Source organism: Chitinivibrionales bacterium, assembly GCA_014728215.1.
Lineage (GTDB): Bacteria > Fibrobacterota > Chitinivibrionia > Chitinivibrionales > WJKA01 > WJKA01.
This window is the reverse complement of the sequence record WJLZ01000200.1, coordinates 46,180-62,779: the sequence shown is the minus strand read 5'-3', so window position 1 is coordinate 62,779 and position 16,600 is coordinate 46,180. Positions and strand designations below refer to the sequence as shown.

Below are 16,600 nucleotides of genomic sequence, written 5' to 3'. Positions count from 1 at the left end.
ATGAAGAAAAAACAGCAAAACACACAGAAAAAGGAAGTAGTCATCAGATTCAGGCATGTCCTGGCCGCAATCACCCTTGTCGCTGCAAGCGTGCTGTTGCCCCTCTTTATTGTATGGAAACAGGTGTATATCACCGAAGCTTCCATGAAATCAAAGGTCTATGCCGACAGCCTGGTTGTCCTCAAACAGGAAACCGAACGTCTCCGGCTCACCTGCGAAAATCTGGTTCAGTCCGAGCGGATCGAGAAGATCGCGGTCAACCATCTCGACCTTCACTATCCGCCATCAAACAGGATTACCATTATCGAGCCCGAAGGGACCCCTCCTAAAAAGAGTTTTATGGGAGGATGGGAATTTTTTGCGTTGATCAGAAAATCTTTGTCACAGGATAAAGGATAAATGAGAATTCGTCTCGGACGATTGATCGTTGTTTCACTGGTGATCGTTTCGCTATTCGGCGTGCTGGTTGCCCGTCTTTTTTATATACAAATTATAAAGGGACGAGATTTTGCCGAACGAAGCAAAGATCAGGCGCAGCAGCGGATGGTCATTGCGGCAAACCGGGGGGCGGTACGTGATTGCAACGGTCGGGTTTTGGCAAAAAGCATGGAAAGCAAATTCCGCGCACCTCTCGGTGTGTTTGTGAATCTCGAAGAAAGCGGGGAAAAGCAGAAATATCACACAGTGAAACGGGTCTACCCCTTCGGTGAACTCGCCGGACCGGTAATCGGCTATATCGGCAGGGACGGTTACGGATTGAGCGGCATCGAATTCGCCTTTGAAAAATATCTCAAAGGTGAAAATGGATGGGCCATTCTTCGGAGAGACGGACGGAACAACCGGTATAAAAGAATCGGACTTCCGCAGAAACCACCGGTTGATGGTTGTGATGTTATTCTGACAATCGATGCCGATATCCAGGGAATCGCCGAACATGCACTCAAGCAGCGGGTTGCAGAACTCAATGCCCGTGGAGGAATGTGTGTTGTCATGGAACCCCATACCGGAAAAATCCTGGCCATGGCCAATGAACCGACATTCAATCCCAATATTCCCCTGAGTTTCAGTTCATCGCAGCGGAAAAACAGGTGCATTGAGTATAACTATGAGCCCGGTTCGACATTTAAAGTAATAACCGCCGCAGCCGCGCTCCAGGAAAAGGTGAAAAATGTCAATGATAGTGTGGATGGTGGTAATGGGGTTTATAAAGTATATGATCAGGCAATACGGGACCACCGGGCTTTCGGCATGCTGAGTTTTACCGAAGCACTCAGTTTTTCGAGTAATGTCTGTTTTGCCCGGATTGCCAATGATGTGGGTAATGAAGGGTTGTATAAGTATGCAAAGGATTTCGGGTTCGGTTCCCATACCGGCGTGCAGCTTTCCGGTGAAGAAAAAGGGATTGTTCATCCGGTGGAGAAATGGTCGGGAAGGACGCGGGTGACCATGGCTATCGGGCAGGAGATCTCGGTGACCCTGCTGCAGATGGCGGTTGCGTTCTCCTGTGTTGCCAATGGTGGGGTCCTTTTTGCTCCGGCTATTGTCGATAAAATTGTTTCTCCCGATAACGCCGTTGTCTGGAAAAGCAATTATCATCCGGTACGGCGGGTCATTTCCGAGAAAACAGCAGCGAATCTCAGGACTATCCTTCAGGATGTGGTCGAGAAGGGGACCGGATCACGTGCAGAAATCGATAATCTGGCCATTGGCGGCAAAACCGGCACCAGCCAGAAACTCGACAAGGAGACCGGCGCCTACTCATCATCGGAATATTGGTCGTCGTTTATCGGATTTGCACCGGTAGACCGTCCGGAAATCCTCTGTGCAGTGCTTATCGATGAACCCGCTGAGGGAGAAAGCGGTGGCCTGGCTGCCGCTCCGGTGTTCCGGAAAATTATCAGCCAGATTATCAGTCATCCACAACTCGATTATGCCGAAAAAATGCTGCCCAAATCGAAAAAAAAGAAGAAAAACGCCGCACCGCACAGTACTACCCCGGTAACTGCAGCAGTATATCCCGTGCCTTCCCTCGACAATTCGGGGAAAATCAGCGATGCATTGATCATTTTCGAAGACAATAAAAACGGTTCGATTAAAAGCGATGATGCCGCAACACCGTCAATGGTACGGGTACCCGACTGCATGGGTAAAAATGCCCGTGATGCGATCAATGAAATCAACCGGCGGGGACTGGTACCTTATATCTACGGGAGTGGTGCGGTCACCGAACAGAAGCCCTCGGTGGGCGCAACAGTATACAAAGCAGAAATATGTACTCTCTACTGTTCCTATGAAGGGTGAAGAGAATTTAAAAATATGGAGTGTGTTAAATGACTGATGGATTTAAAAATTTTTTAAGGGCCGAAGTTGATACCATTTTAGCATCGATGGATGATGATGCGAGGCACGATCCTTGCAGATGCACGGCCAAAGCATTGGGCTGGATAGAAAAAAATGCAGCGAGATTTCGCAAAGACTGGGAATCGACATCACAAAAATCTCCTGTGTCAAAAAAGATCAAAGCACAATAAGGTGTTGATGAAACACTAACAATACATGCAGGGTATCATGAACCAGAGGAGGAATACCCGGTGAAATGGAATAACCTGATATCGTCACTGAAAGTGCAGGCCCGCGGCGGGAAAGCCGATCCGATCATTGCGGATATCGTCTATGATTCGCGTAAGGTAACGCCGGGCTGCGTCTATGTGTCAATACCAGGCATGGTTGTGCATGGTGATCAATTCATAGCGCAGGCGATGGAACAGGGTGCAGTCGCCGTGATCTCTCAGAATCCTCAGCTCGCATGCACGGTTCCCTGGATTCAGGTGGAAAATTCACGAATCGTCCTGGGGGAGCTGGCCCGGAAACTGTGGAATATGAAACTCTATAATACCATGCTCGTCGGTGTCACCGGTACAAACGGCAAAACAACGGTAGCCTATCTCTACCGGAAACTTCTCGAAGAACTCAATCGGAACAAGGATGTATGGATGTTCAGTACGGTCGGATACAGCATGGGTAAAGCCGGTCAGGATGCTCACCGGACAACACCGGAATCATCGGACATCTTCCGATTGATCGGGAAGGCCGATGAAAAACCGGCAGCGTTAGTGATGGAGGTCTCTTCCCATGCACTTCACCTCAACCGGGTTGCAGGATTCTCCTATGATATCGGCGTCTGGACTAATCTCACACAGGACCACCTGGATTTTCATCACAACATGACCGAGTATTACGAAGCCAAGAAAAAGCTGTTTACCACCTATCTCAAATCAAAGGGAAAGGCGATTATTAATATCGATGATGAATATGGTCGTATGTTGTCCCGGGAGCTGGAGGGAGTAAAACAGATTACCTTTGGCACCTCGCATGATGCCACAGTGAGGATTGTCAATTGGAAATGCGACTGGTCGGGTTCGGAGATTGATATAATCACCAAAGGTGAAATTATCCATTTTCGCTCCTGTCTGGTTGGTTTTTTCAATGTTTACAATATGGCCGCACTCGCCGCCGGGGCCATTGCAATGTCGGTTTCTCCCCGCCGGGTCCAGAAAGCGCTCGATAAGCTGACCCCGGTTCCCGGTCGGATGCAGCAGGTTCCCGTAGATGCCGATTTTCAGGTCGTAGTCGATTATGCCCATACGCCCGATGCCCTCGAAAACGTATTGAGTACCACGAGGGAGCTGACTAAGGGACGGGTTATCTGCGTGTTCGGCTGCGGGGGAGACCGTGACAAAACCAAACGACCGCTCATGGCTGAGGCGGTTGTTGCGGGCGCCGATGAAGCGGTGATTACTTCAGACAATCCCCGCATCGAAAATCCGATGGATATTATCGATGATATTCTCGACGGTGTACCACTGGATTTTCCACACTGGGTAATACCCGACCGAAAAGAGGGGATCGCCTGTGCAATCGAACTCGCTCGGCCGGGAGATTGTATTGTGGTTGCCGGAAAGGGGCATGAAAATTATCAGGAGATCTACGGTGTTCGTCACCCTTTTGACGACAAAGTGGTAATTGGAGAAATATTCGAAGGAAGACAGGAAACTCGTGCTCATGCCTGAAAGGTTAACAATAGGAAAGCTCGCTGTCTGGGGAAAAAGCAGACCCGGCCTTTCGCCAGCCGTTGCTAAACGGCCCGTGCGCGGTATCCATACCGATTCACGGAAAGTCGGTTCCGGTGATCTGTTTATTGCTCTGAAAACCAGGAACGATGACGGCCATCGGTATGTCGAATCCGCCTTTGCCGCCGGCGCAACCGCTGCTGTTGTAGCAGCAAAAAACAAAAAGAGCTTTCCTGCCCGGATCCAGAAAAAACTTATCGCCGTGCCCGATCCTCTCAAAGCGCTCCAGCGTATGGCGCAGGCGTACAGGAAGGAACTGGGGATTCTCATGATCGGTCTGACCGGATCAAACGGAAAAACCACAACCCGCAATGCTATCGCTCATGTGCTCGAGCGAGGATACCCGGTGGGTACAACGGCCGGTAATTTCAATAACCATATCGGCGTTCCTCTCAGTATCCTGAGTTTTACAGGAAAAGAATGGCTGGGCGTTATCGAAATGGGCGCCAATCATGTCCGGGAGATTCATACCCTTTCGATGATTGTCAAACCGGATATCGCACTTATTACCAATATCGGTTATGCCCATGTCGGTTTGTTCAAGAGCCTTGAAAATACAACCACCGCCAAGTTTGAAATTGTGGACGGCCTGAATAAAAGGAACGGTTTTTTGATGATTAACGGTGATGATCACCGGCTTTTCAAACGGGCCCAGGAGCTGGGTATCCAAACGACCTCCTACGGATTTTCATCCCGCTGCACGGTCCGGGCAACGTCATATGAACTGCTTTCGGCAAACCGGGCCCGCTTTGAGGTGGAAGGACACCGTTTTACCCTCCCCATGCCGGGCCGTCATTTTGTCTACAGTGCGTTGCCGGCGATCATTTTAGCCAGGCGGCTGGGTATCGACCGTACGGATGTTGTGGATGCACTGCAGGAGATTAGTCCGGTTTCTTTGCGGGGGGTAATCAGAAAGAAAAAAAACGCCACCTTTGTGCTCGATTGCTATAACGCAAATCCGTCATCAATGAAAGCCGGATTGCAGCTTCTCGACGATATTGCTGCAAAGAGCGAGAAAGTCGCAATCGTCGGCGATATGCTCGAGCTGGGAAGTGCATCGAACCGATTGCATAAACAATTGGGAAAGCTGGTGTACGACAGTGGGGTCAAACGGGCGCTCGCCGTTGGAGAGTATGCCGATTCTATTGCCGAAGGCGCTGTAAAGGCGGGCATGAAAGCGAAAAATATTGCGACCGCCCGGTCGGCGGAAGAGGCCCTTGATCGGGCCCGGAAAATTATCAAACCGGGAAACGCGGTTTTAGTTAAAGGAAGCCGGAGAGTCCATCTGGAAACAGTATTTGAAAACTTGTAAGTAATTACTAATGAACAGGCAAAACAAAACAAATCAACTTCCCCAAAGCGTCGCGGTTATCGGAGCCGGGAAGAGCGGTATGGCCGCGGCCAGGTATCTGGTGGAGCATGGCGTGAAAGTGTTTATCAGTGATTCCTGTTCTCAGGACCGGCTCGATTTCAAACTTGCGGTCAATGAGCTGGCGACCGTCCCTCATGAGGCTGAGGGCCACAGTGAGAAAGTGCTGGAATACGATACGATTGTTATTTCGCCGGGAGTTCCCACCGACATGCCGATTATCGATCAGGCTAAAAGCAAAGGTATACCGGTATGGGCCGAGATCGAACTTGCCTGGCGCATTTGCCGCGCGCCGGTGCTTGCCGTAACCGGGGCCACCGGAAAGAGCACCACCGTGAGTCTGATGGGAAAGATTTTCGAATGCGCAGGTGTTACAGCGCCGGTGATCGGCAACATAGGACTTCCGGCAACAAACGCCGTACCCCCTCTGGGCCCTGCTGATTTTGCCATTATCGAGGTAAGCAGCTTTCAACTCGAAAATATCGATCAATTCAGGCCCCGTGGAGCATGCGTGCTCAATATCCTGGCAAATCATCTGGACCGGTATGCCGATATTGATGAATATTTTGCTGCAAAAAAGGAGATCGCGAAAAATTGTACTCACGATGATTTTGTCGTGCTCAATGAGAATGATCCGGCACTCAAAGCGTGGGGTGAAGAGTTGTCGAAACAGACCCGGTGCCTGTTTTTCAGTGACCGGGATGGAGCCGGGGAGCGGATCTGGTTTCATGAAAACACGATTCATTACCGGCTGAAAGAGGCGGGAGAAGGAACTCTCGATCTGAGCAGGATGAAATTGACCGGTGCACACAATAAACTGAATGCATGTGCCGCAGCAGTAATGGCATTCTGTGCAGGAATCGGTCCGGGTGCGATAGAAGAAGGGATTACGGGTTTCACCGGACTTCCCCACAGGTTGGAATTTGTCGCCGAATTTAAAGGGGTTAAATACTACAATGATTCCAAAGCAACAACCGCCGAATCGGTGCAGAGTGCTGTGTCGTCGTTTGATGTCCCGGTGCATCTGATCGTGGGCGGAAAAGATAAGGGATGTGATTTCGATTCGATAAAAGAGACCATTAACAATAAGGTAAAAAATGTCCTTTGTATCGGTGAAGCTGCTGGGCGGATTAAACAGGCATGGCGCAAGGCCGCCGATATTCGCAAATGCGACACGTTACAGGATGCAGTATGTGTCGCCCAGAGGACTGCCCGGGAAGGAGACGTCGTTGTCCTTTCACCCGGATGTTCGAGTTTCGATATGTTCAAAAATTACGAACATCGAGGCAATGTCTTCAAAGAAATCGTTTTTGCCATTGAAGAGAAAGAGCGTGACGCCTGATGAATGAGCGGATAACAAAAATGGATCTGGGAATTTTTATCGCTTCCCTTTTAATGCTGGCCTGCGGGATCGTTCTGGTCTACAGTTCTTCGTTCGCCCTTGCAGCGGCAAAGTATGGTGACGGCTATTTTTTCCTGGCCCGTCAGGCGGTACGTGCACTGGTGGCGATTGCAGGGTTCATGATCTTTATCAACATCGATTATCATTTCTGGACAAAAAACAGTAATATCGCATTCATTATTGCCGTGGCACTGTTGATTATGGTGCTTGTGCTGCCGCAGGGACAGGCTATCAAAGGCGCCCGGCGGTGGATTTCAATCGGTTTTATCCGGTTCCAGGTCTCCGAATTCGCCCGGACAGTGCTTATCCTCATGCTCGCACATCAGATCGGAAAGATGGGTGATGCACTGAAGGAATGGAAAAATGTGGTTGTTCTACTTGTCAAGATTGGCATTATCTGTGGGCTAATCGTTATCGAACCGGATTTCAGTACCGGACTGGCGGTTGCGGTTGTGGCACTGGCAATCCTCTTTATCGCCGGGGCACGGTTTTCCCATCTTTTTGCGATCAGTGCCCTCTCGATCCCCTGCATTGCGGTGCTTTCGATCAGCAGTCCTTATCGTTTGAAACGATGGCTCGGTTTCATAAACATGACCGATCATTCAAAGGATATCGGCTACCAGGCATTTCAATCGCTGGTCGGGCTGGGAAACGGTGGTCTTTTCGGACGGGGACTGGGACAGGGCAACCAAAAATATTTCTACCTTCCCGAACCACATACCGATTTCGCCTTTGCAATTCTCGGCGAAGAGATCGGGTTTATCGGACTGGTTATTGTCCTTGCGTTGTTTCTGTTCATGATTTTTCGGGGATTCAGAATTGCGTTTCGGGCCCCGGACCTTACGGGCCAGCTGATCGCATTTGGTTTTACGCTGACCCTGGCGGTCTATGTGGTTCTGCATGTCAGTGTCAATACGGGACTGGTTCCCACCACCGGAGTGCCGCTTCCATTCCTCAGTTATGGAGGGGTGAACCTGATATTCATGATGTGCTGTATGGGGATTCTTCTTAACATATCGAGCCAATGCATTGCCCGGGAAGCAAGGAAAGATCGCACGAACGAGAAATTCGCTCTCCGGACCAGTGAATCACGAAAGGCGAACGGCCGGTGGAAATCACGACGAGTTAACCAACGACGAAGGGGGAATCGATGAAAATCGCGATTGCCGCAGGAGGTACCGGAGGACATATCTTTCCCGCACTCTCCATAGCCCTGGCCCTGAGAAAACAGTCCCCCTCGGTTTCGCTGGTATGGTTCGGTACAAAACGGAACAGGGAAAAAGAGCTTTGTGATGCCAATGACATTCCTGTCGAGTTTTTGTCGGTGTCAAGTTCGCATCGACGGATAAGTTTCAGGATTGTCGGTGCTTTGATACAGTTTGGCCGTGAAGTTTTCAAGGCAAAACGGATACTGAGCACGCATGAACCCGACGCCGTTATCGCTTTTGGCGGGTATGTGTCCGCACCGGTGCTTGGCGCCGCCATCCTGAAAAGGATTCCCTTTTTTCTTCACGAGCAGAATACAATTCCTGGCTTTGTCAATCGGATTTTTGCACGATTTGCCAAGGTTACCTTTCTCGGCTTTCCTCTGGTCGGTAACTGGAAACTTGCCGGAGAACTACGGGTTGTTGGAACCCCGGTCCGGGATATTGAGGGTGATTACTTTGATTATCCCTATCCCGAAGGTCTCGACAGAATAAAAAAAGGCGTTCTCATTTGCGGTGGAAGTCAGGGGGCTCGGTCAATGAATCTCACTCTTATTGATGCGGTCAGGCACTGGCTCGAAAACGATATCCAGGTGGTGTGGCAGACCGGAACCGCAGGATACAAAGAGATCTGTGAGGCCCTTGGAAATCATAAAAAGGCCTTTCTATTTGAAAGTATCGAAGATCTTTATCCCTATTATGCGATGTCAAAAGTTGTGGTCGGACGATCCGGAGCATCGACACTTGCCGAGGTGGCCTTTTTCGGGCTTCCCTGCGTAATGATCCCTCTGCCGTGGTCGGCCGAGAACCATCAGTGGATGAATGCCGGACTGGTGGAAGCCCAGGGATGGGGAATCAGAGTTGCGCAGGATGACGATACCGGCGTAAAGGTGGATGAAGCCGTGATGCAAATTCTTACCAATCAATCGGTTTTTGAGACGATGAGCAGGGCTGCATTGGATAATGGTTTGACAAATGCATCGAAGGTAATCGCAAAGGAAGTACTTTCACAGATGGGGAATGAGCGTGCTGAGGTATAAACGAAGAATTCACTTTTCCGGTATCGGCGGCGTCGGTATGAGTGCGCTCGCCGAGATACTTCACGCCCATGGCTTTGATGTCACCGGCAGCGATCACCTGAAATCATCGGTGACCCGCCGGCTCGAATCATTGGGTATCCGGGTCCAGTATGATCATACTCCTTCGTTAATGAAAGACGCCGATATGCTGGTCTATTCGAGTGCGGTAAAAGAACATAACCCCGAACGTGAATACGCTTTAAAGACGGGGATACCGGCGCATAAACGCTCGCGTATCGCAGGAGAACTGATGCAGTGCCGTTTCAGTATCTGTGTTGCAGGCACTCATGGGAAAACAACGACATCATCGATGATAGGAAAAATATTGGTGGATGTACAGCGTGATCCAACGCTGATTATCGGTGGATTTCCTCTTCAGGGAGATTCCAATGCCCGTACCGGTGCAGGACCTCTGCTGGTTGCAGAGGCGGATGAATACGACTGTTCGTTTCTTGACATGATACCCGCTATGGCGGTAATTACCAATATCGAAGCCGAGCATCTTGAGTGTTATGCCGGCCTCGAGGAAATTAAAGATGCTTTTACTCTGTTTGCCGGAAAAGTTCCTTTTTATGGCGCGGTAATCGCTTGTGTCGATGATCCCAATGTAAAAGACATTCTTTCCCGTCTCGACCGGACGGTCATTACCTATGGGTTCGAGGAGGGTGCCGATTATCGGGCAATAAAGAAGACTGAAGGGCACGAAAAAATCCATGCAATCGAATGTCGTGGGGAACATTTAGGCACTCTGCAGCTCAGTGTTCCCGGCGAACACAATGTATACAATGCTCTGGCTGCCCTCGCCGTGGCAATGGAAATGGATATCTCTTTTTCCGATGCCCAAAAGAGTCTGGGTGATTTTACCGGTGTCAAACGTCGGTTTGAGACGGTCGGCAAAGAGCGGGGCGTAACGGTTATTGACGACTACGCTCATCATCCCCGAGAAGTGAGGGCCACTATCGAGGCGGCAAAAGAAAAGGGGTTCAACAACATTATTGCCGTTTTTCAACCTCATCTCTATACCAGAACACGGGATTTCATGGGTGAATTTGCCGATGCATTGCTGGAATGCTCTGTTGTTATCGTGACCGAAATTTACAAGGCCCGTGAAGAGCCGATTGCCGGCGTGAGTGCTGAAAAGATCGTCGAAACGTTGTGCTCCCGTGGTCATTCCGATGTCGTCTTTGTTCCGGTAAAGGAAGCTGCTGTGCAGGAGGTTATAAAAAAAGCCCGGGATGGCGATGTTGTCATTCTCATGGGCGCAGGGAATATCAATGCCCTTGCTCCGGATATAATCAAGGAGTTGAGCCATGCCTAAGAAGAAGAGAGTCGGTGCAAATCAGAAAAAAAAGATGAGCGAAAATCGTCGTGGCCCGCGGAAGGGACGCAAACTGTCGATACCCTCATGGATCTGGTTTGTCTTTGCCGGCATAGGCGTTGCAGGGGCCCTTGGCTTCGGTTGGATTCGGTATGGTTCCGGAATCGCCGAGCGGGTAAGAAAAATCGAAGCATTTACTTTGCGTGAAATTGAGGTTGGTGAAACCAGAATCGTCGATAAAGAAATGGTCGTTGCGCTTTCGGGACTCGGGGAAGGTATGCATATGCTTGATGTCAAACCGAAGAAAATCCGCAAAAAGCTGGAAGAGCTTGAATGGATTAAAAAAGCGCATGTATACCGGCGATTGCCCTGCAAAGTGAAAATCGCAATTGTCGAGCGAAAACCTGTTGCTCTTGTCGGGCTTGGAAAAGTCTACTATATGGACAGAGACGGTAATTTGTTGTCGCTTTTGCCGGGAACATTTTCCGAAGTGCCGCTGATTACCGGGCTCAGAGATACGATCGCCGATTCGACAAAAGGAAAGCGCCTGAGCAAACAATCGGTTGAGGCAATTACAGGCTTTTTCAAAAAGGTAGAACGGCGGGACCCGGCATTACTCGGCAGAGTAAGTCAGGTTGATTTTTCCGGCCCCTCGGAGATCCTATTTACTCTGGCGCCCGATAATACTGTGATTACAATAGAGAGAAAAGGAGTGACAAAGAAGATAGAGCAATTATGCAGGCTTCTGAATGTTCTCAAGAATGAGTCGACAGGCATGCCGAAACACATCAATCTTTGTCGCAATAATTTTGCGTATGTGAATTGACGTTAATCCTATGGGAGGCTGGTTATGGATGAAAATTTGTATGTTGGATTAGATATCGGAACAACAAAAATTGCCTGTATAATAGCGGAGCTTGACAGTGCCGATATGCTGAAGATCGTAGGCGTAGGAGTGTCGCCTTCCGATGGATTGCGCAAGGGCGTTGTTGTCAACATTGATAAAACGGTCCGTTCGATACAAAAGGCTGTTGAAGAGGCCGAATTAATGGCCGGGGTGGATGTCGACTCAGTGTGGGTCGGTATTGCCGGTGATCATATCAGATCGATCAACAGTAAGGGAGTGGTGGCAATCTCACGGGAAGATCATGAGATTACCGAACTCGATGTTGTGAGGGCAATCGAGGCGGCCCAGGCGGTTTCAATACCCATGGATCGGGAGATACTTCATGTCATTCCTCAGGAATTTATTGTTGACGATCAGAAGGGGATCAGAGAGCCGATCGGTATGTGTGGTGTACGGCTCGAAACGCAGGTTCATATCTGTACCGGTGCGGTTACCAGCGCACAGAATATCTACCGTAGTGTCGATAAAGCCGGGTTTAAAGTCGAAGATCTTGTCCTGCAACCTCTGGCATCGAGTTATGCTGTACTGGAGAAAGACGAAAAGGAGCTGGGAGTTGCCCTCCTGGATATGGGAGGTGGAACGACCGATGTCGCCATCTATTCGGATGAGAGCATTCGACATACCGCTGTCGTTGGGCTGGGTGGAAAGAATGTAACCAGCGATATCGCCATCGGGATACGAACACCTGTTGACAAGGCAGAAGAAATAAAAAAGAAATACGGCTGTTCCTATTCTCCTTTGATCAAAACCGATGAATTTGTCAGTGTTCCCGGGGTTGGGGGACGGGAGCAACGTGAAGTCTCCAAGGCGATCCTGACATCGATAATAGAACCTCGGTTGGAGGAGATCCTTTCACTCGCGCTTCGGGAAATCAAGCGTACCGAATATGCCGATATGCTCGGTGCGGGAGTTGTGCTTACCGGAGGCGGCGCGCAAATGGATGGTATTCAGGAACTCGCCGAAAAGGTATTTGAGATGCCGGTGAAAATCGGTATACCCTCCAATTTCGGCGGTTTGACAGAAGCGGCAAAATCACCGGTTCACGCTACCGGTGTCGGTCTCTGTATGTATGCCGTAGAACAGGGCAGAGCAAAGAAGAGGACCGGAAAGGGAGGGAAAGGAGATGATACCTTCAGAAAGATATTTGATAAGATGAAATCTTGGGTGAGCGAATTTTTTTGAACCGAAAACCTGAATAAAAACGCCAGATTTGTTTAGTAAAACTGGAATTGATAATGAAACGAAATATTAACAAACAAAAAAGGAGGCCCTATGGTATTTACCATGGATGATGAATTCAACGCCACCGCAAAGATGAAAGTTGTTGGCGTTGGCGGCGCGGGCGGAAACGCAGTCAACAGAATGATCAGCGACGGTTTGAGCGGGGTCGAGTTTATTGCAATCAATACCGATGCGATGGCCCTTGACAATAACCAGGCAACCCACCGGGTTCAGGTCGGTGAGCGCATTACCAAAGGTCTTGGCGCAGGAGCGAATCCCGAGATCGGCCGAATTGCCGTCGAAGAAGACCGGGAACGGATTGCCGGTATGCTTGAAGGCGCCGATATGGTTTTTATTACTGCAGGTATGGGCGGCGGTACCGGAACCGGCGGTTCACCGGTTATTGCTGAAGTGGCTGCAGAGATGGATATCCTCACAGTCGCCATCGTCACCCGTCCCTTTCTCTTCGAGGGAAAAATCCGGGATAGGAATGCTAAAGCGGGAATCGATAATCTCCGGAGAAGTGTCGATACCATTATCGTTATTCCCAACCAGAAACTGCTCTCAATCGTAGATCGGTCGACATCATTAATCGATGCTTTCAAGAGTGCTGATGATGTTCTGTATCAGGCTACAAAAGGAATTTCGGATCTCATATCCGTGCATGGCCTTGTTAATCTTGACTTTGCAGATGTCAAAACAGTCATGCGTGGAATGGGCGATGCTCTTATGGGTACCGGACACACCGATGAAGGTGAAAACCGGGCAGTCCTTGCTGCGGATAACGCAATTCACAGCCCATTGCTTGATGATATTTCGATTACCGGCGCGCGCGGTATTCTTATCAACATTACCGGTGGTGAAGACATGACCCTCTATGATGTCAGTGATGCTACACAGACGATCTATGATGCTGTTGGTGAGGATGCCGATGCCAATATTATCTTCGGCGCGGTTACCGATCCTGAAATGAACGGCAAGATCAGAGTGACGGTCATTGCAACCGGGTTTAATGATGATCAGGGTGTGGTAAGGAAAAAGACCGGTGCGGCGATTCCCAAAGGTTCGTCAAAGCCTGCCGCAAAAAAGGAAGAATCATCGGTAAAACAGATGGCTTTTGAATTCAAGAGCCCGGAAGCGAAGACGCCTGAGAGGAGCAAGGAAGAAGCTTTTCCGGCCGGGTCACTTCATGAAGAAAAAGACCCCGCTGTGATGAAAGCCGAAAACATCGAATCCAAACAGGAGCCCCGGAGTGAAAAACCTGAAGAGAAACAGAAAAATGTATCGTCATTGGACATTCCGGCGCCCTATCTTAACAAAGAGAATATTAAGAAAGAGGCCCAGGTATTCGTGCATAAAGGTGAAGTTATTACCCATTATCAGGATGATATCGACGTACCCACTTTCTTACGGAAACAGATGCAGTGAGATAATGTTCTGTACGGATATGCAATTTGTGATGATGTGATTCCGGTCGGGGCCTCTCTCACGGGGAGGGAGGCCTTACTTTCAGTACCTCCGTCAAAGGAACGCCAATGAGCAGATTACAGAAGAAATTGATTAAAATGGCGCTGAAACAACACAAAACAATTCTTCCCTGCGGAGATAAGAAAAGCCTTGAGGAATGCTTTACACAGCATGAGGATACCATGCTTTTCTGGTTTAACACTCATGACAAAACCACAAAAATAATAACTATTAACAAAAAGGACATTCAGAAAAAGGAAAAGATACCCGCCTGATAGTATAACAACGCAGCCTTCGTTCTTATCCCGTCTCTTGCTTCAAGTTACGATGCCGAGCATCGAATTTCGAATTTATTTCTATCCTGGGGGCCAGGTCAATTTCCGTCCGCTCAGAATGTGGACATGAATATGGGGCACCAGCTGTCCGGAATCCTTTCCCGAATTGATCACTAACCGGTAGCCGTTTTCGGTGAGATTTTCCTGTTTGACTACTTTCCCGATCGTTGCATACAATGTGCCCATGGTATCGATTTTGTCGGAAGGAATTTCATGAACTCCGGCATAATGCTCTTTGGGGATAGCCAGCAGATGGACCGGCGCTTTGGGATTGAGGTCCTTGAAAATCACCGAATGCTCGTCATCGTAAACCTTTTCGGAAGGTATCTCGCCTTTCGCTATTTTGCAGAAAATACAATCTTCCATGGTATGCTCCTTGTTTTATTTCCGGTTACCGCATATCCACTAATTAGAAACCATCTCATAAATGCGGACCGAGGATCTCGGAGCGCGACGAGGCCATATGTGAGGCGCGAGATCGGCGCATACCGGGCGTATGCAACGATTGAGCAACGAAGCAGATGGGCTCGTCCAACCCGATCAGTTGGCAGGAGCATTTGTGAGATGGTTTTGAGTATATATACAACCAAAATTAAATATAATTGATGTTACAAATCAAAAAATCCGGCAGCATCGCAACAGCATGCCGGTCCATTACAATACTATGCTGAGTACTGGTGAACAGTCGCGATGACAATCTTATTTCCTCGTCAAGATAGTAACGACCCATGGATTGGTGATATTTTTTCCGTTGTTCCTTCTCACATCGTTGTCTCAGATCTCCTTTTTCTTCCCCCTCCTTCATCCAAAGTATATTTTGAAAAGAGAGTGTCGATATCGGTCTGTGTCCTCACCATACCGGATTCGGATCGCTAACCCATCCTTAATTTCTGTAAACCGGAAGGAGGAAGTGAAATGATGAGAATCTTTTCTTCCCCAACAGGAATAGTTTTATTTGTTTTGCTCACAAGCTGTGCTTCCCGTCAGACATACAAGATTATTGAAGGCGATCAGCCCCGGAAGAAGGCCGAAATCGTGTATGGCGGAGGAAATGGGGAATCGTATGAAGAGGCGGTCATTATTGAGGGCGCCCGGAATCAGAAGGAAGGCGTGGCGGCGGAATACGATTTTATCGCAGAGATCTACGGGAAAAAGGGGAAGGACTGGAAGGTTACGGCCCAGAGCATGAGCAAGGAAGGGAATAAAATTTTTGATATTGTGGAAATCCGCATTCTCGATACTGAAGACAGGTATTTTTATTATTTTGATATAACCGATTGTACCTGGAAATCTGAAGATTGACGGCGCAACCACTATTTAATCTTCTCCTTATCAAAGCAAAAAAAGTATAGATTCACTGGTTAATGATTGCGACACTCTTTTTTATCAGCATCATTGGCGGATTTTTATCGGGATTGCTTGGCCTTGGTGGCGCGGTGGTGATGATTCCTCTGATGCTGACGGTTCCACCCTTAGTTGGTGCCGGGCAGTTGACCATGAAAACCATTGCCGGCCTCTCCATGGTACAGGTCCTTGCCGCATCATTGTCCGGAATCATGGTGCATGGAAAAAACCGGTTCATTCATACAAAAATACTGCTCTATATCGGCATTCCGATGGGAATATTTGCCCTGGGTGGATCTTATTTATCAAAATATATGACCAACAGACCGGTAATGATACTCTTTGGAATACTGGTTGTGGTCGCTTTTTTCCTTCTGCTATTTAAAAAAAACGATCAAGAGAACGGGGCATCCCTCGATCAGGTCGATTTCAATCCTTTTCTTTCATTTGGTGCGGGCGCTTTTGTCGGCACCTGTTCGGGTATTGTTGGTGCAGGTGGAGGATTTATTCTTGTTCCCATAATGATTACACTTCTGAAAGTCCCGGTAAAAATAACGGTGGGAACCAGTCTGGGAGTTGTCTTTATCGGCGCGCTCTTTGGCGCCCTGGGAAAGATAATAACATTTCAGGTTGATTTTATTCTTGTTCTGCCAGTCATTCTGGGATCGATTATGGCGGCACAAATAGGCGCCAGGATAAGCAAAATAGCCTCCCCGAAAACTATCAAATATCTTCTTCTCCTCGTAATCATCTTAAGCATTATTCAGGTGTGGCTGAAAATCTTCGGCATTCTATAAACATCATTCCTCAGTTTATGGGCATA

General features: G+C 48.8%; 16 protein-coding genes. 15 read left to right on the top strand and 1 reads right to left on the bottom strand.

Going from position 1 to position 16,600, the window contains the following annotated elements; genetic code table 11:
* From GF401_18205 to GF401_18145, 13 genes are all read left to right on the top strand, one after another.
* Complete coding sequence (locus tag GF401_18205) at positions 1-399, top strand: hypothetical protein (GenBank protein MBD3346991.1); 399 nt, start codon at positions 1-3, stop codon at positions 397-399.
* Complete coding sequence (locus GF401_18200) at positions 400-2,301, top strand: hypothetical protein (protein ID MBD3346990.1); 1,902 nt, start codon at positions 400-402, stop codon at positions 2,299-2,301.
* Positions 2,302-2,330: 29 nt separating this feature from the next.
* Positions 2,331-2,531 carry a hypothetical protein gene (locus GF401_18195; protein MBD3346989.1) on the top strand — a complete coding sequence of 67 codons (201 nt, stop codon included), beginning with the start codon at positions 2,331-2,333 and terminating at the stop codon, positions 2,529-2,531.
* 21 nt (positions 2,532-2,552) lie between these two features.
* Complete coding sequence (locus GF401_18190) at positions 2,553-4,070, top strand: UDP-N-acetylmuramoyl-L-alanyl-D-glutamate--2,6-diaminopimelate ligase (GenBank protein ID MBD3346988.1); 1,518 nt, start codon at positions 2,553-2,555, stop codon at positions 4,068-4,070.
* Positions 4,063-5,442 (top strand): UDP-N-acetylmuramoyl-tripeptide--D-alanyl-D-alanine ligase, encoded by a 1,380-nt coding sequence (gene murF, locus GF401_18185; protein ID MBD3346987.1) that lies wholly within the window; start codon positions 4,063-4,065, stop codon positions 5,440-5,442. Before GF401_18190 ends, murF begins: the two co-directional genes overlap by 8 nt.
* Positions 5,443-5,452: 10 nt before the next feature.
* Positions 5,453-6,841, top strand: a complete 1,389-nt coding sequence (gene murD / locus GF401_18180; protein ID MBD3346986.1) for a UDP-N-acetylmuramoyl-L-alanine--D-glutamate ligase — start codon at positions 5,453-5,455, stop codon at positions 6,839-6,841.
* Entirely contained in the window at positions 6,841-8,055 is a 1,215-nt protein-coding gene (gene ftsW, locus GF401_18175; protein MBD3346985.1) for a putative lipid II flippase FtsW, read from the top strand. The genes murD and ftsW overlap by 1 nt, the downstream gene beginning before the upstream one ends.
* Positions 8,052-9,146 (top strand): undecaprenyldiphospho-muramoylpentapeptide beta-N-acetylglucosaminyltransferase, encoded by a 1,095-nt coding sequence (gene murG, locus GF401_18170; protein ID MBD3346984.1) that lies wholly within the window; start codon positions 8,052-8,054, stop codon positions 9,144-9,146. Before ftsW ends, murG begins: the two co-directional genes overlap by 4 nt.
* The gene (locus GF401_18165; GenBank protein ID MBD3346983.1) at positions 9,127-10,503 is read left to right on the top strand and encodes a UDP-N-acetylmuramate--L-alanine ligase; all 1,377 of its coding nucleotides are present in this window, start codon (positions 9,127-9,129) and stop codon (positions 10,501-10,503) included. The genes murG and GF401_18165 overlap by 20 nt, the downstream gene beginning before the upstream one ends.
* The gene (locus GF401_18160) at positions 10,496-11,329 is read left to right on the top strand and encodes an FtsQ-type POTRA domain-containing protein (protein ID MBD3346982.1); all 834 of its coding nucleotides are present in this window, start codon (positions 10,496-10,498) and stop codon (positions 11,327-11,329) included. The genes GF401_18165 and GF401_18160 overlap by 8 nt, the downstream gene beginning before the upstream one ends.
* A gap of 24 nt (positions 11,330-11,353) precedes the next feature.
* A complete protein-coding gene (ftsA, locus tag GF401_18155; GenBank protein MBD3346981.1) occupies positions 11,354-12,592 on the top strand; it encodes a cell division protein FtsA in 1,239 nt (412 codons plus the stop codon).
* A gap of 90 nt (positions 12,593-12,682) precedes the next feature.
* Positions 12,683-14,059 carry a cell division protein FtsZ gene (gene ftsZ, locus GF401_18150; protein ID MBD3346980.1) on the top strand — a complete coding sequence of 459 codons (1,377 nt, stop codon included), beginning with the start codon at positions 12,683-12,685 and terminating at the stop codon, positions 14,057-14,059.
* Positions 14,060-14,166: 107 nt separating this feature from the next.
* A complete protein-coding gene (locus GF401_18145) occupies positions 14,167-14,373 on the top strand; it encodes a hypothetical protein (GenBank protein ID MBD3346979.1) in 207 nt (68 codons plus the stop codon).
* An 81-nt stretch (positions 14,374-14,454) separates the two neighbouring features.
* Here the strand turns inward: GF401_18145 and GF401_18140 are convergent, their stop codons facing one another.
* Positions 14,455-14,799 carry an HIT domain-containing protein gene (locus tag GF401_18140; protein ID MBD3346978.1) on the bottom strand — a complete coding sequence of 115 codons (345 nt, stop codon included), beginning with the start codon at positions 14,797-14,799 and terminating at the stop codon, positions 14,455-14,457.
* A 549-nt stretch (positions 14,800-15,348) separates the two neighbouring features.
* Here GF401_18140 and GF401_18135 point away from each other — a divergent pair.
* Positions 15,349-15,735, top strand: a complete 387-nt coding sequence (locus GF401_18135; protein ID MBD3346977.1) for a hypothetical protein — start codon at positions 15,349-15,351, stop codon at positions 15,733-15,735.
* Positions 15,736-15,797: 62 nt separating this feature from the next.
* Positions 15,798-16,574, top strand: coding sequence for a TSUP family transporter (locus GF401_18130; GenBank protein ID MBD3346976.1), 777 nt, complete (start codon positions 15,798-15,800; stop codon positions 16,572-16,574).
* The last annotated feature ends 26 nt before the right edge of the window (positions 16,575-16,600 follow it).